This window comes from Lysobacterales bacterium (assembly GCA_016703225.1).
Taxonomy (GTDB): Bacteria; Pseudomonadota; Gammaproteobacteria; order Xanthomonadales; family Ahniellaceae; genus JADKHK01.
In genome coordinates this window covers 47,194-69,733 of sequence record JADJCM010000003.1, presented here as the reverse complement: position 1 = coordinate 69,733, position 22,540 = coordinate 47,194, and the positions used below count along the sequence as shown (strand labels likewise).

At 67.3% G+C, this 22,540-nt stretch carries 24 protein-coding genes and 1 pseudogene; 22 read left to right on the top strand and 3 right to left on the bottom strand.

Annotated elements, in window-relative coordinates; translation table 11 throughout:
• Positions 1-11: 11 nt before the first annotated feature.
• Both hfq and miaA read right to left on the bottom strand, forming a co-directional pair.
• The gene (gene hfq / locus IPG63_13465) at positions 12-278 is read right to left on the bottom strand and encodes an RNA chaperone Hfq (GenBank protein MBK6728244.1); all 267 of its coding nucleotides are present in this window, start codon (positions 276-278) and stop codon (positions 12-14) included.
• 159 nt (positions 279-437) lie between these two features.
• A complete protein-coding gene (miaA, locus tag IPG63_13460) occupies positions 438-1,388 on the bottom strand; it encodes a tRNA (adenosine(37)-N6)-dimethylallyltransferase MiaA (protein ID MBK6728243.1) in 951 nt (316 codons plus the stop codon).
• A 93-nt stretch (positions 1,389-1,481) separates the two neighbouring features.
• Between miaA and IPG63_13455 the strand changes: the two genes are divergently transcribed.
• From IPG63_13455 to IPG63_13415, 9 genes are all read left to right on the top strand, one after another.
• Positions 1,482-1,835: a hypothetical protein gene (locus IPG63_13455; protein ID MBK6728242.1), complete on the top strand. Its 354-nt coding sequence runs from the start codon at positions 1,482-1,484 to the stop codon at positions 1,833-1,835.
• Positions 1,832-2,386 (top strand): hypothetical protein, encoded by a 555-nt coding sequence (locus tag IPG63_13450; GenBank protein ID MBK6728241.1) that lies wholly within the window; start codon positions 1,832-1,834, stop codon positions 2,384-2,386. The genes IPG63_13455 and IPG63_13450 overlap by 4 nt, the downstream gene beginning before the upstream one ends.
• Positions 2,387-2,417: 31 nt before the next feature.
• Entirely contained in the window at positions 2,418-2,951 is a 534-nt protein-coding gene (locus IPG63_13445; GenBank protein ID MBK6728240.1) for a hypothetical protein, read from the top strand.
• The gene (gene rlmKL / locus IPG63_13440) at positions 2,948-5,077 is read left to right on the top strand and encodes a bifunctional 23S rRNA (guanine(2069)-N(7))-methyltransferase RlmK/23S rRNA (guanine(2445)-N(2))-methyltransferase RlmL (GenBank protein MBK6728239.1); all 2,130 of its coding nucleotides are present in this window, start codon (positions 2,948-2,950) and stop codon (positions 5,075-5,077) included. The genes IPG63_13445 and rlmKL overlap by 4 nt, the downstream gene beginning before the upstream one ends.
• A gap of 104 nt (positions 5,078-5,181) precedes the next feature.
• On the top strand, positions 5,182-5,667 hold the full coding sequence (locus IPG63_13435; GenBank protein MBK6728238.1) for a hypothetical protein: 486 nt from the start codon (positions 5,182-5,184) through the stop codon (positions 5,665-5,667).
• Positions 5,668-5,781: 114 nt separating this feature from the next.
• Positions 5,782-6,441, top strand: a complete 660-nt coding sequence (locus tag IPG63_13430; GenBank protein MBK6728237.1) for a hypothetical protein — start codon at positions 5,782-5,784, stop codon at positions 6,439-6,441.
• Between the two features lies 1 nt (position 6,442).
• Complete coding sequence (locus IPG63_13425) at positions 6,443-7,000, top strand: N-acetylmuramoyl-L-alanine amidase (protein ID MBK6728236.1); 558 nt, start codon at positions 6,443-6,445, stop codon at positions 6,998-7,000.
• Positions 7,001-7,083: 83 nt separating this feature from the next.
• A complete protein-coding gene (locus IPG63_13420; GenBank protein ID MBK6728235.1) occupies positions 7,084-7,644 on the top strand; it encodes a sigma-70 family RNA polymerase sigma factor in 561 nt (186 codons plus the stop codon).
• A complete protein-coding gene (locus tag IPG63_13415) occupies positions 7,625-10,324 on the top strand; it encodes a protein kinase (protein ID MBK6728234.1) in 2,700 nt (899 codons plus the stop codon). The genes IPG63_13420 and IPG63_13415 overlap by 20 nt, the downstream gene beginning before the upstream one ends.
• A 139-nt stretch (positions 10,325-10,463) precedes the next feature.
• On the opposite strand, the pseudogene IPG63_13410 reads toward IPG63_13415, so the two are convergent.
• Positions 10,464-11,497, bottom strand: a pseudogene (locus IPG63_13410) (IS630 family transposase).
• A gap of 85 nt (positions 11,498-11,582) precedes the next feature.
• Between IPG63_13410 and IPG63_13405 the strand changes: the two are divergent.
• From IPG63_13405 to IPG63_13345, 13 genes are all read left to right on the top strand, one after another.
• Complete coding sequence (locus tag IPG63_13405; protein MBK6728233.1) at positions 11,583-11,807, top strand: addiction module protein; 225 nt, start codon at positions 11,583-11,585, stop codon at positions 11,805-11,807.
• Complete coding sequence (locus IPG63_13400) at positions 11,804-12,097, top strand: type II toxin-antitoxin system RelE/ParE family toxin (protein MBK6728232.1); 294 nt, start codon at positions 11,804-11,806, stop codon at positions 12,095-12,097. Before IPG63_13405 ends, IPG63_13400 begins: the two co-directional genes overlap by 4 nt.
• A 31-nt stretch (positions 12,098-12,128) precedes the next feature.
• Positions 12,129-12,824, top strand: a complete 696-nt coding sequence (locus IPG63_13395; protein ID MBK6728231.1) for an aspartate/glutamate racemase family protein — start codon at positions 12,129-12,131, stop codon at positions 12,822-12,824.
• Between the two features lie 47 nt (positions 12,825-12,871).
• Positions 12,872-13,756: an acyl-CoA thioesterase II gene (tesB, locus tag IPG63_13390; GenBank protein ID MBK6728230.1), complete on the top strand. Its 885-nt coding sequence runs from the start codon at positions 12,872-12,874 to the stop codon at positions 13,754-13,756.
• Complete coding sequence (locus IPG63_13385) at positions 13,756-14,268, top strand: hypothetical protein (GenBank protein ID MBK6728229.1); 513 nt, start codon at positions 13,756-13,758, stop codon at positions 14,266-14,268. Before tesB ends, IPG63_13385 begins: the two co-directional genes overlap by 1 nt.
• A gap of 2 nt (positions 14,269-14,270) precedes the next feature.
• Positions 14,271-15,467, top strand: a complete 1,197-nt coding sequence (gene kbl / locus IPG63_13380) for a glycine C-acetyltransferase (GenBank protein ID MBK6728228.1) — start codon at positions 14,271-14,273, stop codon at positions 15,465-15,467.
• A gap of 19 nt (positions 15,468-15,486) precedes the next feature.
• Entirely contained in the window at positions 15,487-16,080 is a 594-nt protein-coding gene (locus tag IPG63_13375; GenBank protein ID MBK6728227.1) for a Uma2 family endonuclease, read from the top strand.
• Between the two features lie 16 nt (positions 16,081-16,096).
• Entirely contained in the window at positions 16,097-16,555 is a 459-nt protein-coding gene (locus tag IPG63_13370) for an OsmC family protein (GenBank protein MBK6728226.1), read from the top strand.
• Positions 16,556-16,636: 81 nt separating this feature from the next.
• Complete coding sequence (gene zwf / locus IPG63_13365) at positions 16,637-18,100, top strand: glucose-6-phosphate dehydrogenase (protein ID MBK6728225.1); 1,464 nt, start codon at positions 16,637-16,639, stop codon at positions 18,098-18,100.
• A gap of 159 nt (positions 18,101-18,259) precedes the next feature.
• Positions 18,260-19,006 (top strand): 6-phosphogluconolactonase, encoded by a 747-nt coding sequence (gene pgl / locus IPG63_13360; GenBank protein MBK6728224.1) that lies wholly within the window; start codon positions 18,260-18,262, stop codon positions 19,004-19,006.
• On the top strand, positions 19,006-20,826 hold the full coding sequence (locus tag IPG63_13355) for a phosphogluconate dehydratase (GenBank protein ID MBK6728223.1): 1,821 nt from the start codon (positions 19,006-19,008) through the stop codon (positions 20,824-20,826). Before pgl ends, IPG63_13355 begins: the two co-directional genes overlap by 1 nt.
• 3 nt (positions 20,827-20,829) lie before the next feature.
• The gene (gene glk, locus IPG63_13350; protein MBK6728222.1) at positions 20,830-21,855 is read left to right on the top strand and encodes a glucokinase; all 1,026 of its coding nucleotides are present in this window, start codon (positions 20,830-20,832) and stop codon (positions 21,853-21,855) included.
• A complete protein-coding gene (locus IPG63_13345) occupies positions 21,852-22,511 on the top strand; it encodes a bifunctional 4-hydroxy-2-oxoglutarate aldolase/2-dehydro-3-deoxy-phosphogluconate aldolase (protein MBK6728221.1) in 660 nt (219 codons plus the stop codon). The genes glk and IPG63_13345 overlap by 4 nt, the downstream gene beginning before the upstream one ends.
• The last annotated feature ends 29 nt before the right edge of the window (positions 22,512-22,540 follow it).

Here is a 22,540-nt window from a genome sequence, read left to right as displayed (position 1 = left end):
AGCGCTCCGGCTCAACCTTCCGCAGCGGCATCGTGATGGTCGCCGGTGGCGCCGTGCGGGCCGTCGCCGACCTTGACGTTGCGTGCCGGAACCACGGTCGAGATCGCGTGCTTGTAGACCATCTGGCTGACGGTATTGCGCAGCAGCACCACGAACTGGTCGAAGGACTCGACCGTGCCCTGGAGCTTGCTGCCGTTGACGAGGTAGATGGACACCGGAATGCGTTCGCGACGCAGGGCATTCAGGAAGGGATCTTGCAGGGATTGGGCTTTCGACATGTTGTGCTCCCGGGGGTACGACCAAAATTCCGCACGGACGCCAGATTGGCGCCGGCCGGCCAGACGCGTTTGACACGCGCTGGCCTGAAAAGTGCGACGAGTGTAGCGGTTGTGCGGCCGCAAACGGGCGTTTCAAGCCCATGACCAATGGCGAACCGTTCAGCCGATCGCTCGCTGGATCAAGGACTTGGCTGAATCGAACGCGAACGGATCGAGTGGGTCGCGAACGAACACATCGTGCTCCGAACGGATCCAGGTGATCTGGCGCTTGGCCAGTTGGCGGGTCGCTTCGATGCCGGTGCGGCGAAAGGTCTCGGCATCGATCTCGCCACGCAGGTGCTGCCAGGCCTGGCGATAACCGACGCAGCGCATCGACGGCAGGTCCACATGCAGGCCGGGGCGCCGCACCAGGGTACGCACTTCGTCCAGAAATCCGGCCGCGAGCATCACATCGAATCGTTCGGCGATGCGTTGATGCAACACCGCGCGATCCGGCAACAACGCGAGCTTGAGCACGCGATATGGCAAGTCCGCCTGCGCCCGGCCCTGCAACGCCGACAGCGGCTGTCCGCTGATGCGGATCACTTCGAGGGCACGGCCGATGCGCTGCGGGTCGTTCGGGTGGATGCGTGCGCCGGCGACCGGATCCAGCGCCCGCAACTCCGCATGCAGCGCCGCCCAACCGCGCTCGGCTGCCTCGGCCTCGACGCGCGCGCGCATTTCGGGATCGGTCTGCGGCAGATCCGACAAACCGCGCCCGAGCGCGCGGAAGTACAGACCGGTGCCCCCGACCAGCAGCGGCACCTGTCCGCGCGCCGTGATCTCATCCATCGCCACGCGAGCATCGCGGCAGAACTCCGCCGCTGAATACGACTGTTCGGGATCGAGGATGTCGATCAGCGCATGCGGATAGCGCGCCAGCGTCGCCGCATCCGGCTTGGCACTGCCGATGTCGAGCCCGCGATAGATCAGGGCCGAGTCGACACTGATCAACCCGAACCGCCCCGAGTCCGCCAATTCCAGCGCCAACGCCGTCTTGCCGGACGCGGTCGGCCCCATCAGGAAGATCGCGAGCGGGCGGGAGTCGGTCTTGGCGGCGTCATGGCGCATTTGCACAAGCTTGCCAGAGCCTGCAGCACAATCTGAACGGGCAACCGTCGATTTTTTGACGGTCATGCCCCTGCCACCTATCCTCCTTGCACCATGGTCGCCGCGCAATTTCTCATCGAAGCACGTCGCAAGGCGCTTGCGTTGAACGCGATGCGCTACGCGCAGTTGCGCCGGGTCCATGCGTCCATCGCGACCGAGATCGAGACACATCCCACGGTCGGCGCGGAACTCGTCGACCGTGCCCGTCGTCAGGTCGCGCTGTGGGCAGAAGCGGAGACCTGCAGTCCGTTCTACGTTCGCGCCTGGAGACGCATCCTGCGCGCACATCCGGAAGCCGGGTTGAGACGACTCGTCGAAGGCAACGGCGGGATGACCAATGCCATGCTCCAGAACAGTCCGTTCTCGTTCGCTCTGACCGACGCACGTTTTGCCGAACCCACAGAATGATCGACCGACAAGCGATCGGCGTACTGCTGAAGGAAGCCAGCGCGCTTACCCAGCATCGGGAGTTCGTGATCATCGGCAGTCTTTCGGTACTCGGATCCTGTGCCGTTCCACCGCAATCGATGGTGCTATCGATTGACGTTGACCTGTATCCGCGATTCGACCCCGGCCGCGCCAGCGAAATCGGCGCCGCACTCGGACCGTCCAGCGCATTCCACTCGCAACACGGGTTTTACGCAGACGCAGTGGGGCCGGCACTTGCGGCGCTACCCGAGGACTGGGAGTCGCGCCTTTGCCGGATCGAGTTTGCGGATGGCATTGTTGGACTGTTTCTCGATCCTGATGACGCCGCAGTCTCGAAGCTCGCGCGCAGCGAGCCACACGACCTGCGCTGGGTGCGAGAAGGGCTGAAGGCGGGACTGCTCGACGCGGCCATCATCGAACGCCGAATGGGCGACGCACCGTTCGTCGATCAGGCCGAACATGAGCGCGCGCGCACATCCCTGCGTTCCGCGGTCGCTCGCATCGCGCGAATTGCCGGCCGTCGCCGCTAACATGCCGCCCCCCCACACGAGCATCATCGACATGATCGGCACTGCCATTCTTTCTCACGGCCTGGAATCGGGGCCGGAGGCGACCAAGGTTACGGCGATGGCGGAGGTGGCCGAGCGGCTGGGCTGGAAGACGATCCGGCCGGACTATCGTGATCTCGATGCGGCGCACGGACTCGAAGGGGCCGGTCAACGCCTGGCGCGACTGCTGGATGTCGCCAGGACGATCGAAGGGCCGCTGGTGCTGGCGGGTTCGAGTTTCGGCGCGTTCATCAGTGGCCTCGCGTCGCTGCAGGTCGAAACTGCGGGCCTGTTCCTGCTCGCCTTGCCGCTGCAACTGCTGGGCTACAACACCCGCTTCGATGCCGCACGCGTGCCGCTGGCGATCGTGCATGCCTGGGACGATGAACTGATTCCGGCGCGCGCCGTCATCGACTTCGCCGAGGCGCGGCGCGCAACCCTGCATCTGGTCGACGATGACCATCGTCTTTCCAGACACGTCGTCGAGACCGCGACCTGGTTCGGCCAGTTCCTGGAACGACTCGAGCTGAATGGGCGGGCGCGCTGATGCAGTTTTTTGCCGCCTGCCCGAAGGGACTCGAGGAACTGCTCGCGACCGAACTCGCCGCACTCGGTGCCGGCGAGGTCAAGCAGACCGTCGCCGGCGTGCATTTCGAAGGTGAGCTCGCCACCGCGTACCGCGCTTGTTTGTGGTCACGGCTCGCCAGCCGCATCCTGCTGCCGCTGCTGAAGATCGAGGAGATCAGCGCCGACCGCTTGTACGAGGCCGTGCACGCGCTGGCCTGGGAAGAGCATGTCGCCGCGAACGGCACGATCGCGGTCGATGCCCACGGCATCAACGACAGCCTGCGCAATACCCAGTTCACCCAGCAACGCGTGAAGGACGCCATCGTCGACCGCCTGCGCAACGTCAGTGGCGAGCGCCCGAACATCGACACCTGGACGCCCGACCTGCGCGTGCACGTGCTGGTGCGCGGCACGACGGCGCAGATCTCGCTCGACCTGTCCGGCGGCCCGCTGCACCAGCGCGGCTACCGCCGCAACACCGGCATTGCCCCGCTCAAGGAGAACCTCGCCGCGGCCATGCTGCTGCGCTCCGGCTGGCCGGAGATCGCGGCCAACGGTGGCGCCCTGGTTGATCCGATGTGCGGCTCGGGCACCCTGCTGATCGAGGGCGCTTTGATCGCCGCCGATGTCGCGCCTGGGCTGTTGCGTACGCACTACGGCTTCCTGCGCTGGCGCGGCCACCAGCCGCAGCTCTGGCAGGCCCTGCTCGACGAAGCCGAGCAGCGCGCCGCGAGTGGACGCAAGCAGGACAAGGCACGCTACTTCGGTTCCGACCGCGACGGCGCCGTGCTTGCCGCGGCCAAGCAGAACGCGCAGCAGGCCGGCATTTCCGGTTTCCTGAGCTTGCACCACCACGAGGTCGACAAGACACATCGCCCGGAGGGCTTCAGCGGCGGTCTGGTCATCACCAATCCGCCCTACGGCGAGCGCCTCGAGGACAACCGCGCCGCGGCACCGGCCTACGTCGCGTTCGGCGAACTGCTCAAGCGAGAATTCGGCGGCTGGCGCGCGGCCTTGATCACCTCGGATGAATCGCTGGCCCACGCGGTCGGGCTCAAGGCCGACAAGCGATACGCGCTGTTCAACGGCGCACTCGCCTGCACCCTGTACCGCTTCGAGGTGTTCGCCGCCCGTCCGGAACCGCGCGAAGCGCCGCCGCTGTCGGAAGCCGCGCAGGGCGTGCGCAACCGCATCGAGAAGAACCTCAAGCACCTGCGTCCGAAACTGAAGCGCGACGGCATCGAGTGTTACCGCGCCTACGACGCCGACCTGCCCGACTACGCCGCCGCGATCGACGTCTATGCCGATCACCTTCACATCCAGGAATACCAGGCGCCGAAGACCATCCCCGAGGACATCGCGCAGAAGCGCCTGCGCGAACTGGTGCGCGTCGCCGGCGAGGTGTTCGCGGTGCCGCGCGAGAAGATCGCGATCAAGACCCGCATGAAGCGCGGCCGGCTCGAACAATATGGCCGCCAGGACGAGCGCGGCCACGCGATGACGGTGAGCGAGGGCGGCCTCAAGTTCGAAGTGAACCTGTTCGACTTCCTCGATACCGGCCTGTTCCTCGACCATCGCCCGTTGCGCGCCAAGGTGCGCGAACTCGCGCGCGGCAAACGCTTCGTGAACCTGTTCTGCTACACCGGCGCGGTCACCGTCTATGCCTGCGCCGGCGGCGCCGCGAGCACCGCCAGCGTCGATCTCTCGAACACCTATCTCGACTGGGCCGAACGCAACCTGGCACTGAATGGCCTCGGCAGCGCCAAGGACCGACTCGTGCAGTCCGACGCGATGGAATGGATCGAGCGCGACCGCGGCGAATACGACCTGATCTACGTCGATCCGCCGACCTTCTCGAACTCCAAGCGCGCCGAGGACTTCGACGTGCAGCGTGACCATGTGCGCCTGCTCCAGGCCTGCGCAGCGCGGCTGGCGCCGGAGGGGCTGATTCTGTTCTCGAACAACAACCGCCGCTTCAAGATCGATCGCGATGCGCTCGCCGCACTCGACATCCACGACATTACGCCGGCGACCATCCCATTTGATTTCGCGCGCGATCCGAAAATCCATCACTGCTTCGAAATCCGGCACCGACGACTGGACTGAATCGCGGACAACAGCCGGGGCCGTTCAGCCCCGGTGCGGAGAAATTTCAGAAGCGATTCATCCTCGCAGCCGCAGAGTGTGCGCCACCTGAGGAGGTAACCACGATGAATGTTCTGACTCGCTTGGCTTCGGTGATTGGTCTGGGTGTGGCGGCGGCGATTGCGTCGACTGCGCCGGCGCAGGCCGGCGACTGGGGCGTGAATGTCCACGGTGGCGGCTGGAACAACGGCTGGTCGGTGAACTATCGCGACCATGACCGCCACCACGGTTACAGCCATGGCCATCGCAACCATGGTTATCGGCAGGCGCAGGCCTTCACGCCCTATCGCCCGGGCTACTACGGCCATTCGCGCTACCGCGATCATGACCGTCGCAGCTACAGCCGCCGCGACCCGTGGTGCTCCGCGCATCGTGTCTACCACGTGCACCACCGCCCCGCCGGCGGCTATGCCCAGGGCTACAGCAATGGCTACTCGGATGGCTACCGCGACGGCAGCTATCAACGCGACGATTACGGCAGCGCCGCGTACTACGACCGGGTTGAGGAAATGGCCTACGACACCAGCATCTACTACGGTCGGCGCTGGTAATTCACGGTCGATTCCGACACGACGACGCCCGGCTCCGGCCGGGCGTCTGCTTTTGCGGCTTGCGGTGTCATCCCGGCCCCGTATCATCCGGAGCAGTTCACACGGATTTCCTGCATGCCGCTACGCGGAACCAAGATCGGGCGCGTCCTGCGCCAGCGCCGCGAAGACGCGGCGATCGCCTGGACCTTCTTTCGGCAATGGCTGAAGGCGCCGCTGACGACGGCTGCGGTTTCACCCAGCAGCAAGGAACTGGCGGCCGAGATGCTGAGCCAGTTGCCGGACGGCGCGCGCAAGGTGATCGAACTCGGCGGCGGCACCGGCGTATTCACCGAAGCTCTGCTCGAACGCGGCATCGCGCCCGAAAATCTGCTGGTGTTCGAGCTCAACGAGTCGCTGCACCAGCACCTGATGCAGCGCTTCCCGCAGACGCGTGTGGTATGCGCCGACGCACTCTCGACCGCGCGCGTGGTCGAGCGCGAAAAGTTCGCGCAAGCCGGCGAGGTCGATGCCGTGATCAGCGGCCTTGGACTGTTGTCGATGAGCGCGGAGTTGCAGCAGGGAATCCTGGAGGCCGCATTCAGCGTGATGGGGCCGCAGGGCCGTTTCATCCAGTTCACCTACGGGCCGACCAACCCGGTCAAGCGCGAAGTCATGCGCGAACTGCACCTGAGCGCGAAACGAACCGGATTCACCGTGTGGAACGTGCCGCCGGCCTCGGTGTACGTGATCACGCGCAGCAAGTCGCGCGGCATCAAGCCGACGCGCGCCAAGTGACATGAGCGACCTCGCCATCCAGCAATGGCCGTTGCCCTACGTCGACCAACTGCAAGCGCGGCCGCGCGAGGCGGTCACCCTGGTCGTGATCCACTGCACCGAGCTGCCCGATCTGGCGATGGCGCGCGAGTTCGGCGAACGCATCCTCTACGCCGAGACCGGCACCGGCAATTCCGGGCACTACTACATCGACCGCGACGGTCGTATCCACGAATTCGTTCCGGTCACTCGCATCGCTCACCACACGCGCGGCTACAACCCGCAGTCGGTCGGCATCGAACTGGTCAACACCGGCCGGTATCCGGAATGGCTCGATTCGCGCCACCAACAGATGACCGAGCCGTACACCGCCGAGCAGATCGCGGCGTTGCGTGCACTGCTCTCGCAGCTGCGATCGCAACTGCCGAACCTGCGCGAGATCGCCGGGCACGAGGTTCTGGACACGACTGAAGTCGCAGCCAGCGACGACGCCGGCGTGAAGGTGCGGCGCAAGCGCGACCCGGGCCCGCTGTTTCCTTGGCCGCAGGTGCTGCAAGGCGTGGCGCTCGAACACCGCTGACGTGGGGAATGCAGTGCGCGACGGCGCACCGTTGCGCGGCCGTCTTTCGCAGTATCTTCGGCGCCCTGTCCCGAGCATCCGCGATGACCGAAGCAACAGGCTTCACCGAATTGCTGGCTGCATGGCGCGAGGGCGAACTGGCCGCGCGCGATGCGATGGTGAACCTCGTCTACCACGAGGTGCGAGCGATTGCGCGTCGGCAACTGGCGGCGCACCGCGACGCCACCCTGGCCGCAACCGAGCTCGCGCACGAGGCCCTGATGCGCGTCCTCGCGCAAGGCGGCGACTGGCAGAGCCGGCGCCATCTGATGAACGTGATCGCGCTGGCGACGCGGCAGATCCTGGTCGACTCGGCGCGACGCCGCCATGCGCAGAAGCGCGACGCTGGTCCGGTTACCGACCTCGACTCCAAGTCCGACCTGATCGCGGCAGCCGGCGATACGCTGCAGGTCGACGAGGCCATCCATGCGCTGGCCGCAGTCGACGCACGCGCCGCCGAGGTGATTTCGCTGACTTACTTCGCCGGCCTGGAACGCGAGGAAATCGCCAAGTTGATGGAGGTCTCGGCCAGCACCATCGACCGTGCCCTGCGCTTCGGTCGTGCCTGGCTCAAGGATGCACTGCGTGAACGTGAGTCCGGCTGACCCGCAACGCTCGCTGTCGGACTGGTTCGATGCCTTGCTCGCACTCGACGCGAAGGGGCGCGAGGCGCAACTGGACGCAATACCGACCGAACAGGCGGCGCGCCTGCGCGCGCTGCTCGCGGCCGATGCCGCGGCCGATGCTGCCATCGATGCGGCACTGCGCTCCGACGCCGAAGCCAGCATCGCGCCCGACCTCAGCGGCCAGCGCATCGGTTCCTGGCGAATTCTGCGCGAACTCGGCTGCGGCGGCATGGGCACGGTGCTGCTCGCGGAGCGCGACGAAGGCGGGTTCACGCAGCAGGCCGCGATCAAGCTGATCCGCGGCTTTCCATCGCAAGACGGCATGCGCCGCCTGCGCCAGGAGCGGCAGATCCTGGCCGCACTCGACCATCCCGACATCGCCCGCCTGATCGATGGCGGCGAAACCGAGGCGGGCCAGCCCTATCTGGTCGTCGAGTACGTGCGCGGCGAAACACTTGACACCTACCTGCGCCGCCGACGCCCTGACCGCGATGCCCGCATCGAGCTGGTCGAGCGCATCGGCGCCGCGGTCCAGCATGCGCACCAGCACCTGGTCATCCACCGCGATCTCAAGCCTTCCAACGTGATGGTCAATGAGGCCGGCGAGATCAAACTGCTCGACTTCGGCGTCGCCAAGCTGATCGACAACAGCGAAAGCGGGCTGCAAGGTTCCACGCGCGTGTTCACCCCCGGCTACGCCAGCCCCGAGCAGGCCGCCGGCCAGAGCGTCGGCATCGCCACCGACATCTACAGCCTCGGCGCGATGCTGCGCGAAACGCTGGCGGGCAACCCAACGGATGCCGAACTGTCCGGCATCATCGCCAAGGCGACCGCCGTCCGCGCCGCGGATCGCTACGTGACGATGGCGGCGTTCTGCGACGACCTCGCGCGCTATCGCCGCGGCCTGCCGGTCAGCGCCGCCGCCGACACCACCTGGTATCGCGCACGCAAGTTCATCGCACGGCACCGTCTCGGCAGCGCTGCCAGCCTGATCGCGCTTGCGCTGCTGACCGGCTTCGTCTGGCGTCTGCAAGTCGAACGTCTGCGCGCCGTCGCCGCCGAGGCCACCGCTGCCGCCGAACGCGACAGCGCGCGGCAGTCGCTGCAGTTGCTGCAGGGGGTGTTCGAGCGCGTGGCCCCCGGCGTGGCCCTGGGCCGGCCGGTCGGGGCTCGCGAATTCGTCGCCGCGATCGAGGAACAGCTGGCGCGCCAACCACTCGACGCCAGCCAGGCCGGCGTGTCGGTGTACGCCACGGTGGCCGGCGTCTATCAGCAGCTCGGCGAACCGGCGCGCGCCGCGACCCTGCTGCGCGCGGCGATCCAGCGGTTACCCGCGGGCAGCGCGCGCGACAGCGACCTGCTGCTTGGCGAACTGCAAGACGAACTCGCCAGCGCATTGCTCGGCATCAGCGACTTCGAGGGCGCGGCGGCCGCCAACGAGGTCTCGGCGGCACTACGCATGCGTTGGTTGCCGCAGGACCCGGCGATGCAGCTGCGCACCCTGCGCAACCACGCCTGGGTCGACTATCGGCGCGGGCTCTACGAAGTGGCGCGCCCGCAGCTGGAGGCAGCATTGGCATTGGCCGCCGCGCATCCGCAACTGCTCGACGAGCAGATCGAGGACTGCATCGCCGCACTCGCCGACATCGAGATGCGCGCCGGCGACCTCGAACCTGCCGAGCGCCATTCGCGCGAGCAGTTGCAGCGTGCCGAGGCGCGCACGCCCGCGGGCCACCCGGACCGTCTCGCCGCGATGCGCCTGCACGCCGCCGTGCTGAACCAGCTCGGGCGCTACCGCGAAGCGCAGCAACTGCTGCAATCGGCAATCATGGCGCATGAGCAGATCATCGGCAGCACCGGCGCGCGCCTCGCCGATCTCGAGAACGATCTCGCCGTGAGCTTGAACGACAGCGGCGAAGCCGTGGCGGCACTGCCGCACGCCGAGCGCGCTCTGGCGCTGACCGAACGCGACCGCGACTCGCCGCTGGACCGTGCCCTGGTGCTGCTGAACCTGGCGTCGACCTTCGAGAACGCCGGAGACTATGCACGCGCCGAGACGCTGGCACGCGAGAGCGTCGATCTCTATGTGGCCAACGTCGCACCGCTGTCGCGCGAGCGCCTGCGCGCCGAGGGCAATCTGGCGCGCAGCATCGGCCTGCGCGGCGGTTTCGAGGAAGCGCGCGCGCGTTTCGAGTCGGTGCGCTCCCGTCATCTCGAAATCGCCGGAGAACCGGACTGGAACTGGGCGTTCGAGACCATGCGCCAAGCGCAGCTGGAGCGGCGCGCCGGACGGCTGCCGGAGGCGCAGACGCTGCTCGACGCCGCAGAACCGATCTTCGTGTCGACCCTGCCGCCGAACCACCCGGCGCTGGCCCAACCGCACCGCTTGCGCGGCCAGGTCGCACTTGCCGGCGGCCAACTCGATGAAGCCGGGCGCGAGTTCGATCGTGCCGCGGCACAGCTCGGCGACGACGCACTTGCCTTCGACCGCGCCATCGTCGCCGCCGAGCAAGCCGCCGTCGCCGCCGCCCGCGGTGATCGCGCAGGCGCGCGCAGCCTGCTCGGCGAACACCTGCCAGTGTTGCGCGCCGCCACGCTCGAAGGCGAAGTCAACCGCGCCTTCGCCGAACGCCTGGCGCTGGAACTGGGAGTGCCCTGAATGCACGCAGGAGTGCAGATGAAGACCATCGAGCTGATCGGCGGGATGATCTGATCTTTGCCGCCTAGTGGGAGCACTCGCCAAGCCGGCTGCCGGGCTGTGGCACACTATTGATCCGGCCAAGTGAAGTTTGAACTTTTCATGCGGCGTACTTTACGTGAGGATCTTGGAAATAGCTGCGCACGCGCTCGGGTGATTTTTCGAGGCGCTCCATGTGCTCGGTCGCGGCGGCCTTCAGCCTTGCCTTGGTGCGTGCCGGGACTTTCGAGCCGATGTGGTGCTTGAGATCGGCGTTGAGTCGTTCTTCGGGATTCAGTTCCGGGCTGTAGCTCGGCAGGTAGAACAGTTCGATCTGCTCTGCGCGTTCGGCGACCCACGCTTTGACCAGCTTGCTGTGATGCACGCGCAAGTTGTCGAGAATCAGAAACACCTTGCGCTGTGTCTTTGATCAGCGCGCCGAGAAACTCGATCAATCGATCTGCATTGAACGCATCGTCGATGATCATCCAGCGCGTCTTGCCCTGGTTGGTCACGGTCGCAATCATCGACAGCTTGGCGCGTGCCGCCCACGGCGTAAGCCACCGGCGTCTTGCCCGCTGGCGCATAGCTGCGACCGCGCACGTCGGTGTTGACCAACGCGGTCTCGTCGCCCCAGTGAATCTCTGCGCCCTCGGCCTTGGCGCGTTGCTCGATCTCGGGATACTGCTCATCGAGCCACGCTTGCACTGCTTCTGGGCGCTGTTCGTAGGCCTTCTTGATCGGCTTCTGCGGCGTGAAGCCCCAGCGCTGCAGATAGTTGCCGACGCCGCGCACCGACAGCGTGATGCCGAGTTCGCGTTCGATCAGCTGCATCACTGCCGATCGTGTCCACAGCGCGAAGTCCATCTTCAGCTGCTCCGGCCGCTTGTCGATAATGATTCGCTGTATCGAAACCTCCTGCGCTTCACTCAGGCTGCGTCCCGAACCCGACTGCTTGCCACGCGGCTTCGGTTTGTTCGCCGACGAACCGCCGTCTTCAAAGCGATCAATCGCCGCGCGAACCGTCGGATACGACAGCCCGCTCAGTTCGACGATGCGCATCACGCCCATGCCTTGACGGTGCAATCGCACCACCTGCTTGCGTCGCTCGTGCAACTGCTCCAGCGACTGAAATCTTGCGTCTTCTTTGTCCATGCATCTTCGACAACCCGATGCGCGAATAGTTCAAATATATTCGTGCCGAGTCAATAGAAGCGCCCACATCGAGCCTGGTGCACGCATGACCATTCCCGTGGAAACCTTGGAAGTCGAACTGCTGCGCCTGCCCGCCTCGGATCGCGCTCGCCTGCTCGATCGCATCGTCGCCAGTCTGGATGACGACCAATCACGTGACGCCGCCTGGGAGGCTGTCGCGGCACAGCGCGAGGCCGCGCTCGCCATTGGCGAGGCCGCCGAGGTTTCGCTCGACGAGGTGTTGGCAAGGCTGCGGACCGAGTTGCCGTGACGCGATCGATTCACCGTGAGGCCGAGAAGGATCTGATCACCGCGTTCCGTTACTACAAGTCCGAAGCTGGCACCGGCATCGCGAAGCGCTTCCTCGACCAGTTCGAACGTGTCGCCCGATTGATCGAGGAGAATCCCGCAATCGGTGCGCTCGGTGACCACGAGCGCGGCAACCATCCGCTGTCGGTATTTCCGTACACGATCATCTATCGTCAGACCGCAACCGGGGTGCGCATTCTGGTTGTTCGACATCAGCATCGGCACCCCGACTTTGGCGCACATCGGCGCTGATCGGCAACGCCGAATGCACGCAGGAGTGCAGATGAAGACCATCGGACTGATCGGCGGGATGAGTTGGGAATCGACGATTCCGTACTACCGCGCGATCAACGAGGCGGTGAAGGCCAGGCTCGGCGGGCTGCACTCGGCGCGACTGGTGCTCTACAGCGTCGACTTCCACGAGATCGAGCAACTGCAGCGCAGCGGCGACTGGGCGCGGGCCGGCGAGCTGCTTGCCGATGCCGCACGCGCACTGCAGGCGGCCGGCGCCGGCTGCGTGGTGTTGTGCACGAACACCATGCACAAGGTCGCGGCGCAAATCGAGGTCGCGGTCGGCGTGCCGTTGCTGCACATCGCCGATCCAACCGCAGCCGCGGTGCGCGCCGGCGGCCATCATCGCGTCGGCCTGCTCGGCACCCGCTTCACCATGGAGCAGGACTTCTACGTCGGCCGCCTGCGCGAACGCCACGGCTTGACCGTGCTGATCCCGCCGCAGTCGGATCGCGAACTCGTGCATCGGGTCATCTACGAGGAACTCTGCCTCGGCCGCGTGCTGTCCGAGTCGCGCGCGCAGTTCCGGCGGATCATCGCGGGGCTCGCGGCGGACGGCGCCGAAGCGGTGATCCTCGGTTGCACCGAGATTGGGCTACTGGTTGGCCCCGGCGACAGTCCGCTGCCGCTGTTCGACACCACCGCCCTGCACGCGCGCGCCGCCGCGGACTGGGCGCTGGCGGACTGAGGGCGATCGCAGCACGCCGGCGTCGTTTCAGCGCGCCGCCCGCTAAACTGGCAGCCATGACCCAGCCCATCGTTTCCGAACTGATCGACCTGCTGCAACTGGAGCGGCTCGAAGTGAACCTGTTTCGCGGTGCCAGCCGCGACATCGGCACCAAATACGTTTTTGGCGGGCAGGTGCTGGGCCAGGCGCTGTCGGCGGCACAGCAGACGGTGCCGCGCGAGCGCGTGGTGCATTCGCTGCACGGCTATTTCCTGCGCGCCGGCGACATCAACGCCCCGATCATCTACCAGGTCGAAGTGTCGCGCGACGGCAAGAGCTTCTCGACGCGGCGGGTATCGGCGATCCAGCACGGCCAGTTGATCTTCGGGCTGGCCGCCTCGTTCCAGGAACCGGAGCCGGGCGTCGAACACCAGCTCTCGATGCCGGACGTACCGAAGCCCGAAGATCTCGAAGCACCGGGCGAAATCGCAGCGGACCGGCTCGAACTGGTCCCGGCGAAACTGCAGCGCTGGCTCACGCGCAAGGGTCCGTTCGAGTTCCGTCATGTCTATCCGCGCGATGAGCTGAAGCCGCCGAAACGTCCGCCGCACCAGCACGTGTGGCTGAAGCTGGTCGATCGCATCGGAGACGACGCCGACCTGCACCGCGCCATGCTCGCCTACTGTTCCGACTTCCACCTGATCGGCACCACCACCTTCCCGCACGGCATCTCCTACCTGCAAGACAACGTGATGATGGCCAGCCTCGACCACGCGATGTGGTTCCACCGTCCGTTCCGCATCGACGAATGGCTGCTGTACTCCTGCGACAGCCCGAGCGCGCAGGGCGCGCGCGGCCTGGCCCGCGGCAGCATCTACACACGCGACGGCGTACTGGTCGCTTCGACCGCGCAGGAAGGCCTGATCCGCGTCGTCGAAGACGGAGCGCACTGATGCGCCAGGTCTATGCCTCGCCCCGCAACGAGAACGTCGACCGCGTCGAAGCCATGCTCAACGAAGCCGGCATCGGCACGCGCGTGGTCAACCGCGACAAGCTGCGGCGCGGGAACTTCCGCCGCTTCAGTTTTCAGGACCCGGGGCACAGCAAGGACTGGCCGGCGGTGCAGGTGCTGCGCGCGGAAGACATGCCGCGCGCGCGCGAAATGCTGCGTGCGGCCGGGCTGATGGGCTCGACCCGGCCCGACGCCGAGACACCGATGCCGCGCTGGGAAGCACCCGGGAACATTCCCGACCAGATGGCCGCGCGCATGCGACGCCTGGCCATGATCGGCGTGCTGTTCGCGCTGATCCTGCTCGCCTGGGCCTACAGCAGCGGCCAGCGCGAAGCCGCGTTGGCCACACCCGCAGCAGTGGTCGCGCCCGCAGTCGCGCCGCCGGTCGAAGACAACACCGTGATCCTGCTCGACGACAGCGCGCCGGGCACCGCATTCGATTCCGAGGACTGACCATGAGCCACCCGGCACTGCAGCGCTACCGCGACGAACTCGCCGCCATCGAGGCGCAGGGCCTGTTCAAGCGCGAGCGCATCATCACCTCACCGCAGTCGGCCGAGATCACCCTCGCCGACGGCCGCAAGGTGCTGAACTTCTGCGCCAACAACTACCTCGGCCTGGCCGACCACCCGGACATCATCGCCGCCGCCAAACACGCGCTCGACACGCACGGTTTCGGCATGGCCAGCGTGCGCTTCATCTGCGGCACGCAGGACCTGCACAAGCAGCTGGAAGCGAAGATCGCCGCGTTTTTCGGCACCGAGGACAGCATCCTCTACGGCTCCTGCTTCGACGCCAATGGCGGCCTGTTCGAACCGCTGCTCGGCGAGGAGGACGCGATCATCTCGGACGCGCTCAACCATGCCTCGATCATCGACGGCGTGCGCCTGTGCAAGGCCAAACGCTATCGCTACGCGAATTGCGACCTGGCCGATCTGGAAGCGCAGCTGAAGCAGGCCAAGATGGATGGCGCGCGCACGATCCTGATCAGCAGCGACGGCGTGTTCTCGATGGACGGCTTCATCGCGCCGCTCGACAGGATCACCGCGCTGGCACGCGAATATGGCGCGCTCGTGCACATCGACGAATGCCACGCCACCGGCTTCCTCGGCGCGACCGGCCGCGGTTCGGCCGAAGTGAACGGCGTGATGGACCGCATCGACATCTTCACCGGCACCCTCGGCAAGGCCATGGGCGGAGCGCTCGGCGGTTTCACCACCGGCAAGCGCGAAGTGATCGAACTGCTGCGCCAGCGCTCGCGTCCCTACCTGTTCTCGAACTCGCTACCGCCGCACGTGGTCGAGGCCGGCAGCAAGGCCTTCGACATGCTCGGCGCGGCCGGGCACCTGCGCGAGCGACTGGCCGAGAACACGCATTACTTCCGCGAACAGATGACGGCGGCCGGCTTCGACCTCAAGCCAGGCGTGCATCCGATCGTGCCGGTGATGATCTACGACGCACCGCTGGCGCAGCAGATGGCCGCGCAACTGCTCGACGAAGGCATCTACGTCACCGGCTTCTTCTTCCCGGTGGTGGCGAAGGGCCAGGCGCGCATCCGCACCCAGATGAGCGCCGCCCACACCCGCGAACACCTCGACCGCGCCATCGACGCCTTCACCCGCGTGGCTCGGCGCATCGGAGTGCTACGCTAATCGCAAAGCGGAGTGATCCATGGCCAAGCCGCGCACAAAACCCGGCGAATTCAGCTATCGCGACTACCTGGCGTGGCCGGAGAACGAGCGCTGGCAGTTGCTCGATGGCCTCGCCTACGCGATGGCACCGCCTTCTATCGCGCACCAGACCGTCGTCTTCGAACTGGCCGGGCAATTGCATGCGCGGCTGAAGCATTCGCCCTGCCGCGCCTTCACCGGCCCGGTCGGCGTGCGCCTGTCGCGTGCCAACGAGTCCGATGACGTCATCGACACCGTATTCGAGCCCGACCTGGTCGTGGTCTGCGACGCCGCCAAGCTCGACGCGCGCGGCATCCGCGGCGCACCTGACCTGATCATCGAGGTGCTGTCGCCTTCGACCAGCAGCTTCGACCTGGTCGACAAGCGCCAGCGCTATGACATCGCCGGCGTGCGCGAACTGTGGCTCATCGATCCGATCGGCGGCGTACTGACCCTGTATCGGCAGGAGGGCAGCCGCTTTGCCGCGGCCGAGATCCGCCGCGCCGAGGGCGACATCGCGCTGACGGCGCTGCCGGACATCAGCCTCAACCTCGACTTCATGGCTGCGTTGCGCGCGCAGCCCGAGTCGATCTAGACCACGGACATACCGAATGAGCGACCACCGCATCACCCTGGACTGGCAGCGCAATGACGCGAGCTTCGAGCGCGGCAACTATCCGAAGGATCATCGCGTGCGCTATCTCGGCGGGCAGACGCTCGGGGTTTCGGCGGCGGCGGCGTATGGCGGCAACGCGACGCTGGCCGATCCCGAGCAAATGCTGCTCTCGGCGCTATCGAGTTGCCATCTGCTGACCTTTCTCGCGGTCGCTGCGAACCGCGGCTTCATCGTCGACGCCTACGCCGACGACGCCGAGTGCGAACTCGGCAAGAACGCCGAGGGCGCGATGGCGGTAGTCGTCGCCACGCTGCGCCCCAAAGTGCGCTTCTTCGGCGACCGCCAACCAACCGACGCCGAGTTCCACGCGCTGCACGAACGCGCGCACAAGGGCTGCTTCATCGGTCAGTCGGTGAAGACCGAAGTGCGCGTCGAGGCCACGCTCGACCGCTAGGAGAGCGGCTGCAATCGTATGCGCTCGTGCGCGAAAGCGTGGACGCGCTACGCTCGCGGCATCCCCGAATGAACGAGTTGCATGAGCGCACAGCCCGCTTCCCTGTTGGTGATTTTCGGCGCTACCGGCGACCTCGCCCAGCGCATGTTGCTGCCTTCGCTATATGGTCTGTTCCGCGACGAGCTGTTGCCCGCGGGCTTTCGCATCCTCGGCACGGCGCGCAGCGCGCTCGATGACGCCGGCTTCCGCGCCGAGGTCGAGGCGGCGCTGCTGCAGCGGGTGGCTGCCGGCGACCGCGACCCGGATTCGCTCGCGCGCTTCCTCGCGGCCGTGCACTACCAGGCGGCGGACATCGCCGATGCGACTGCGGCGCAGGCGCTCACCGACCGTATCCGCGCGCTGCGCGAGGGCGCCGTGGTCTGCCACTTGTCGACGGCGCCGCGCTTCTATGCGCCGATCTGCGAATTGCTGGCCGCGGCCGGGCTGGCCGATGCATCGTCGCGGGTGATGCTGGAGAAGCCGATCGGCCACGATCGCGCCAGCGCCATCGCCATCAACGATGGCGTCAGCCGCGTGTTCGACGAGTCGCGCGTGTTCCGTGTCGACCACTACCTCGGCAAGGAAGGCGTGCAGAACCTGCTCGCGCTGCGCTTCGGCAACGCGCTGTTCGAGCCGCTGTGGAACGCCCGCCATATCGAGCAGGTGCAGATCACGGTGGCCGAGACCATCGGCGTCGAAGGCCGCGGCGACTACTACGACCACTCCGGCGCCAGTCGCGACATGCTGCAGAACCACCTGCTGCAACTGCTGAGCCTGGCGGCGATGGAGCCGCCCTCGCACTTCGACCCGGGCGCGGTGCGCGACGAGAAGCTCAAGGTGCTGCGCGCCCTGCGCCCGATCGGTGCGCACGAGGTTGCTTCGCACAGCGTTGCAGGACAGTACGCCGCCGGTGCGGTCGAGGGCGTGGCGGTGCCCGGCTACCGCGAGGAACTCGGACGCGCCAGCGATACCGAAACCTATATCGCGCTGCGTGCCCACATCGACAACTGGCGCTGGTCGGGCGTGCCGTTCTACCTGCGCACCGGCAAGCGCATGCCGCGTCGCTGCACCGAGATCTACCTGCAGTTCCGCGCCGTGCCGCATTCGATCTTCAAGGGCAGCGGCGTACGCACCGACCCGAATGCGCTGATCATCAAGCTGCAGCCCGAGGAACAGATCGAGCTGACGCTGATGCACAAGACCCCGGGTCTGGATCGCAGCGGCCTCAAGCTGGCCCAGGTCACGCTCGATCTCGACGTGCACGACGCCTTCGCGCAGCCGCGCCGCCGTCTCGCCTACGAACGCCTGTACCTGGACGCGATCGAAGGCAATGGCACCTTGTTCGTTCGCCGCGACGAAACCGAAGCCGCGTGGCAGTGGATCGACGGCATTCTCGACGGCTGGCGCACGCAAGGCGTCACGCCCAAGGCCTATCCGGCCGGCACCTGGGGCCCGAGCAGCTCGGTCGCGCTGACCGAGCGCCATGGCCACAGCTGGCGCGAATGAGGAGCACCGCATGACAGGCCGATGCCGGAGCAGTGCGCCGATGGACTCCGTTCGGGCTGAGCCTGTCGAAGCCCGGTCACTCGAAGCCTTGATCTGCGAGCTTTTCGCGATCGCCCTTCGACAGGCTCAGGGCGAACGGGACTGCGGGGAATGGCGGTGATGCCCTGGATCATGTGCGAGCACACGAATACCGACCAGCTCGCCGCCGCCTGCTCGGCGCGCATCGACGCCGCGCTCGACATCGCGCTGCGCGAGCGCGGCGCCGCGCTGCTTGCACTCGCTGGCGGCCGCACCTCGCCACCGGTATTCCGTCGCCTCGCGGTGCAGTTCCGCGACTGGTCGCGGGTGACCATCCTGCCGAGCGACGAACGCTGGGTGCCGGCCGATCATCCCGATTGCAACCTGCGCCAGATGCGCGAAGCCTTCGCCGGCGCCGAGGGCATCCGCTGGCTGTCGCTGGTGCCGGCGCTGCCGCAGGGCGCGCCGAGCGCGAACTTCGCCAACGGCGCACTCACGCCCTACCCGCAAGCGTTCGATGTGTGCATGCTCGGCATGGGCGCCGATGGCCACTTCGCGTCGCTGTTCCCGGGCGCGCCAACGCTGGCCGGCGCGTTGTCGCCGACCCAGGCCAACGCCGCGCTACCGATCGTGCCCAACCCCATGCCCGCCGCCGGCCCGCATGCGCGCGTGAGCCTGACGCTCTCGCGCATCCTCAAGTCGCGCCACCTGCTGCTCGTGATCAGCGGGCACGACAAGCGCGCCGTGCTCGAACGTGTGATCGCATCCGTTCGCCCTGAGCCTGTCGAAGGGCGCCGCGAAGATGCGGGCACAAATGCTGCGACGCTCCCCGTCGCCGCCCTCCTCGCCGCGCACCATCCTGCGGCCGAAATCCACTGGAGTCCCTGATGCTCCTGCACCCGGTCACCGAACGCGTCACCGCGCGCATCCGCGAGCGCAGCCAGGCCACGCGCAGCGCCTATCTTGCGCGTATCGACGCGGCGCGCCAGGCGCAACCCGCTCGCACCCGCCTCGGTTGCGGCAACCTCGCGCACGGTTTCGCCGCTTCGGGCAGCGACAAGCCGCTGCTGCGCGGCGTGCGCGGCCCCAACATCGGCATCGTCACTGCCTACAACGACATGCTCAGCGCGCACGAGCCGCTCAAGCACTACCCGGAGCTGATGCGCATGGCCGCGCGCAACGTTGGCGGCTCCGCCCAGGTCGCGGGTGGCGTGCCGGCCATGTGCGACGGCGTCACCCAGGGTCGTGCCGGTATGGAACTGTCGCTGTTCTCGCGCGACGTGATCGCGCAGGCGACCGCGATCGCGCTCTCGCACGAGATGTTCGACGGCGCCTTGCTGCTCGGCGTGTGTGACAAGATCGTGCCCGGCCTGCTGATCGGTGCATTGTCCTTCGGTCATCTGCCGATGATCCTGGTGCCGGCCGGGCCGATGCCCTCGGGCCTGCCGAACGCCGAGAAGGCGCGCGTGCGCCAGGCCTATGCCGAGGGCAAGGCGACGCGCGAGCAGCTGCTGGAAGCCGAAGCCGCCTCGTATCACAGCCCCGGCACCTGCACCTTCTACGGCACCGCGAACTCGAACCAGATGCTGGTCGAGGTCATGGGCCTGCACCTGCCCGGCAGCGCCTTCGTCAGCCCCGGCACCTCATTGCGCGATGCGCTCACCGTCGCCGCCACCGAACGTGTCTGCGCGATCACCGCGCTCGGCGATGCCTACACGCCGATCGGCCACAGCATCGACGAGAAAGCCATCGTGAACGCGATGGTCGGCCTGGCCGCGACCGGCGGCTCGACCAACCACGCCATCCATCTGGTCGCGATCGCGCGCGCTGCCGGCCTCGTCATCGACTGGGACGATCTCGACGAACTCAGTCGCGCCACGCCGCTGCTGACCCGCATCTATCCGAACGGCGAGGGCGATGTGAACCACTTCCAAGCCGCCGGTGGGCTTGGCTTCGTGATCCGCGAACTGCTCGACGCCGGACTGATGCATGCCGACATCCGCTGCGTGCACGGCGGCACCCTGCACGACCAGGCCTGGGAGCCGCATCTCGAGGGCCTCAAGCTGCGCTGGCGCGATCCGCCGCCGGCCTCGCTCGACACCAGCATCCTGCGCGGTGTCGTCGCGCCCTTCGATGCCGAGGGCGGACTGCGCCGCCTGCAGGGCAATCTCGGCCGCGCCATCGTCAAGGTGTCCGCGGTGAAGCCCGAGCACCGCGTGATCGAGGCGCCGGCGCGTGTGTTCGATACCCAGGACGCGCTGCTCGCCGCGTTCAAGGCCGGCGCGCTGGTCGGCGACTTCGTCGCAGTGATCCGCGCCCAAGGACCGCGCGCCAACGGCATGCCCGAACTGCACAAGCTGACGCCAACGCTCGGCCTGCTGCAGGACCGTGGCCAGCGCGTCGCCCTGCTCACCGACGGGCGCATGTCCGGCGCATCGGGCAAGGTACTGGCAGCGATCCACGTCACCCCCGAAGCAGTCTGCGCCGGCGCGATCGCGAAGCTGTGCGATGGCGACCGCATCCGCATCGACGCCGAGGCCGGCACCCTGGACGTGCTGCTCGATGCCGCGACCCTGGCCACGCGCGCAGCGGCGCAGTTCGATCTCACCGCAAACCGCGTCGGCCTCGGCCGCGAACTGTTCGGCAATCTGCGCGCCCAGGTCGGTTCGGCCGAACGCGGCGCCTGCGCACTGTTCTCGGACCACTGAGCCATGCGCACGAACTCGCTCGCGATGATCGCCGACATCGGCGGCACCAACGCGCGCTTCGCGCTCACCGACCTGTCCGCACCCCGGCCCGCGTTGCTGCAGCAGCAGTCGCTGCGCAACGCCGACTTCGCCAGCCTGCAGCACGCAGCCGAGCACTACCTCGCACACGTCGGCGCCAGGCCGAGTCGCGCCGCGATCGCCGTCGCCTCACCGGTCGGTGCCGACGAAATCCGCCTGACCAACCGTGCCTGGTCGTTCAGTCGGCGCGAGCTGCAGCGGCGTCTGCAACTCGACCGTCTGGACCTGCTGAATGACTTCGGCGCGGTCGCCTGGGCGATGCCTGCGCTGACCAGCGAGGACGTCGTGACCCTGCACGGTGCGCAGGATGCGCCACTCTCGGGGCCGGTCAGTGTGCTTGGCCCGGGCACCGGGCTTGGTGTCGCGCTGCTGGTCGGCGATGCGACGCGCGGCTGGCAGGTGGTCGAAACCGAGGGCGGGCATGTCAGCTTTGCCGCTCTCGGCGACGAGGAACAGGCGATCGCGCGCTGGATGACCGCGAAGTTCGGGCGCGTCTCCAACGAACGCCTGCTCTGCGGTGCCGGGCTGTCGCATATCGATGGTGCGCTTGCGGCCGGAGACGACCTCAGCTCGGCGCTTGATCCGCGCGCACAATTCCGCGATCCGGCCGCCATCGTCGAGGCTGCGCTCGATGGCCATGATCTGGTCGCACGCCGCTCGCTGGCACGTTTCTGCGCAGTGCTCGGCAGCGTCGCCGGCGACTGCGCCCTGATCCACGGCGCGCGCACCGTGCTGATCGCCGGCGGCATCGTGCCGCGCTTCATCCCGTTCCTGCGTTCGAGCGCATTCCGCGAACGCTTCCTGGCCAAGGGTCGTTTCGCGACGTGGCTGGAATCGGTCACCATTGGCATCATCACCCACGCCCACCCTGGCTTGCTCGGCGCCGCGATGGCGCTGCGCGCCGCGACGCGCGAGGATGCGGGCACAGCCGCGCTCCGGAGCACCCCATGAACCAATGGACCATCGAACAGCGCTGCGAGCGCGTCGATCAGATTCTGAAGCGGGCCCCGGTGCTGCCGGTGCTCGCGATCAACAAGCTCGAACATGCGTTGCCGCTGGCGCGCGCCCTGGTCGCCGGCGGGCTGCCGGTGCTCGAGGTGACACTGCGCAGTGCGATCGCGTTCGAGGCGATCGCCGCGATCGTGCGCGACGTGCCCGAGGCGATCGTCGGCGCCGGCACCGTGCTCGACGAGGACGCGCTCGACGAAGCCACGCGTCTCGGCGCACGCTTCGCCATCGCACCGGGCGCCACCGAAGCCCTGTACCTGGCCGCATCGCGCGCCACCATCCCGCTGATTCCCGCAGTGGCCACTGCGAGCGACATCATGCGCGGCATGGAGCACGGTCATCGCCGCTTCAAGTTCTTCCCGGCCGAGGCCAGCGGCGGCGTCGCGGCGCTGAAGTCGTTCGCCGGCCCGTTCCCGCAGGTGAAGTTCTGCCCCACCGGCGGCATCGATCCGGAAAGCGCACCGCGCTACCTCGCGCTCAAGATCGTCCTCACCCTCGGCGGCAGCTGGATGGTGCCCGGCGACGCGCTCGCGGCGCGCGACTGGGCGCGTATCGAGGCGTTGGCCCGCGAAGCCGCCAAATTGAAGCCCGCGGCGTGACGATGCATCGCGCCGTTGCCGGCGCTCCT

Coding starts and splice junctions, on each gene's coding strand:
- IPG63_13450 (MBK6728241.1), top strand. CDS start 1,832: ATGATCGACCGACAAGCGATCGGCGTACTGCTGAAGGAAGCCAGCGCG.
- pgl (MBK6728224.1), top strand. CDS start 18,260: ATGCCCTGGATCATGTGCGAGCACACGAATACCGACCAGCTCGCCGCC.
- IPG63_13445 (MBK6728240.1), top strand. CDS start 2,418: ATGATCGGCACTGCCATTCTTTCTCACGGCCTGGAATCGGGGCCGGAG.
- IPG63_13345 (MBK6728221.1), top strand. CDS start 21,852: ATGAACCAATGGACCATCGAACAGCGCTGCGAGCGCGTCGATCAGATT.
- IPG63_13395 (MBK6728231.1), top strand. CDS start 12,129: ATGAAGACCATCGGACTGATCGGCGGGATGAGTTGGGAATCGACGATT.
- IPG63_13355 (MBK6728223.1), top strand. CDS start 19,006: ATGCTCCTGCACCCGGTCACCGAACGCGTCACCGCGCGCATCCGCGAG.
- IPG63_13405 (MBK6728233.1), top strand. CDS start 11,583: ATGACCATTCCCGTGGAAACCTTGGAAGTCGAACTGCTGCGCCTGCCC.
- IPG63_13430 (MBK6728237.1), top strand. CDS start 5,782: ATGCCGCTACGCGGAACCAAGATCGGGCGCGTCCTGCGCCAGCGCCGC.
- IPG63_13435 (MBK6728238.1), top strand. CDS start 5,182: ATGAATGTTCTGACTCGCTTGGCTTCGGTGATTGGTCTGGGTGTGGCG.
- IPG63_13455 (MBK6728242.1), top strand. CDS start 1,482: ATGGTCGCCGCGCAATTTCTCATCGAAGCACGTCGCAAGGCGCTTGCG.
- glk (MBK6728222.1), top strand. CDS start 20,830: ATGCGCACGAACTCGCTCGCGATGATCGCCGACATCGGCGGCACCAAC.
- hfq (MBK6728244.1), bottom strand. CDS start 278: ATGTCGAAAGCCCAATCCCTGCAAGATCCCTTCCTGAATGCCCTGCGT.
- IPG63_13425 (MBK6728236.1), top strand. CDS start 6,443: ATGAGCGACCTCGCCATCCAGCAATGGCCGTTGCCCTACGTCGACCAA.
- zwf (MBK6728225.1), top strand. CDS start 16,637: ATGAGCGCACAGCCCGCTTCCCTGTTGGTGATTTTCGGCGCTACCGGC.
- kbl (MBK6728228.1), top strand. CDS start 14,271: ATGAGCCACCCGGCACTGCAGCGCTACCGCGACGAACTCGCCGCCATC.
- IPG63_13420 (MBK6728235.1), top strand. CDS start 7,084: ATGACCGAAGCAACAGGCTTCACCGAATTGCTGGCTGCATGGCGCGAG.
- miaA (MBK6728243.1), bottom strand. CDS start 1,388: ATGCGCCATGACGCCGCCAAGACCGACTCCCGCCCGCTCGCGATCTTC.
- IPG63_13385 (MBK6728229.1), top strand. CDS start 13,756: ATGCGCCAGGTCTATGCCTCGCCCCGCAACGAGAACGTCGACCGCGTC.
- IPG63_13375 (MBK6728227.1), top strand. CDS start 15,487: ATGGCCAAGCCGCGCACAAAACCCGGCGAATTCAGCTATCGCGACTAC.
- IPG63_13370 (MBK6728226.1), top strand. CDS start 16,097: ATGAGCGACCACCGCATCACCCTGGACTGGCAGCGCAATGACGCGAGC.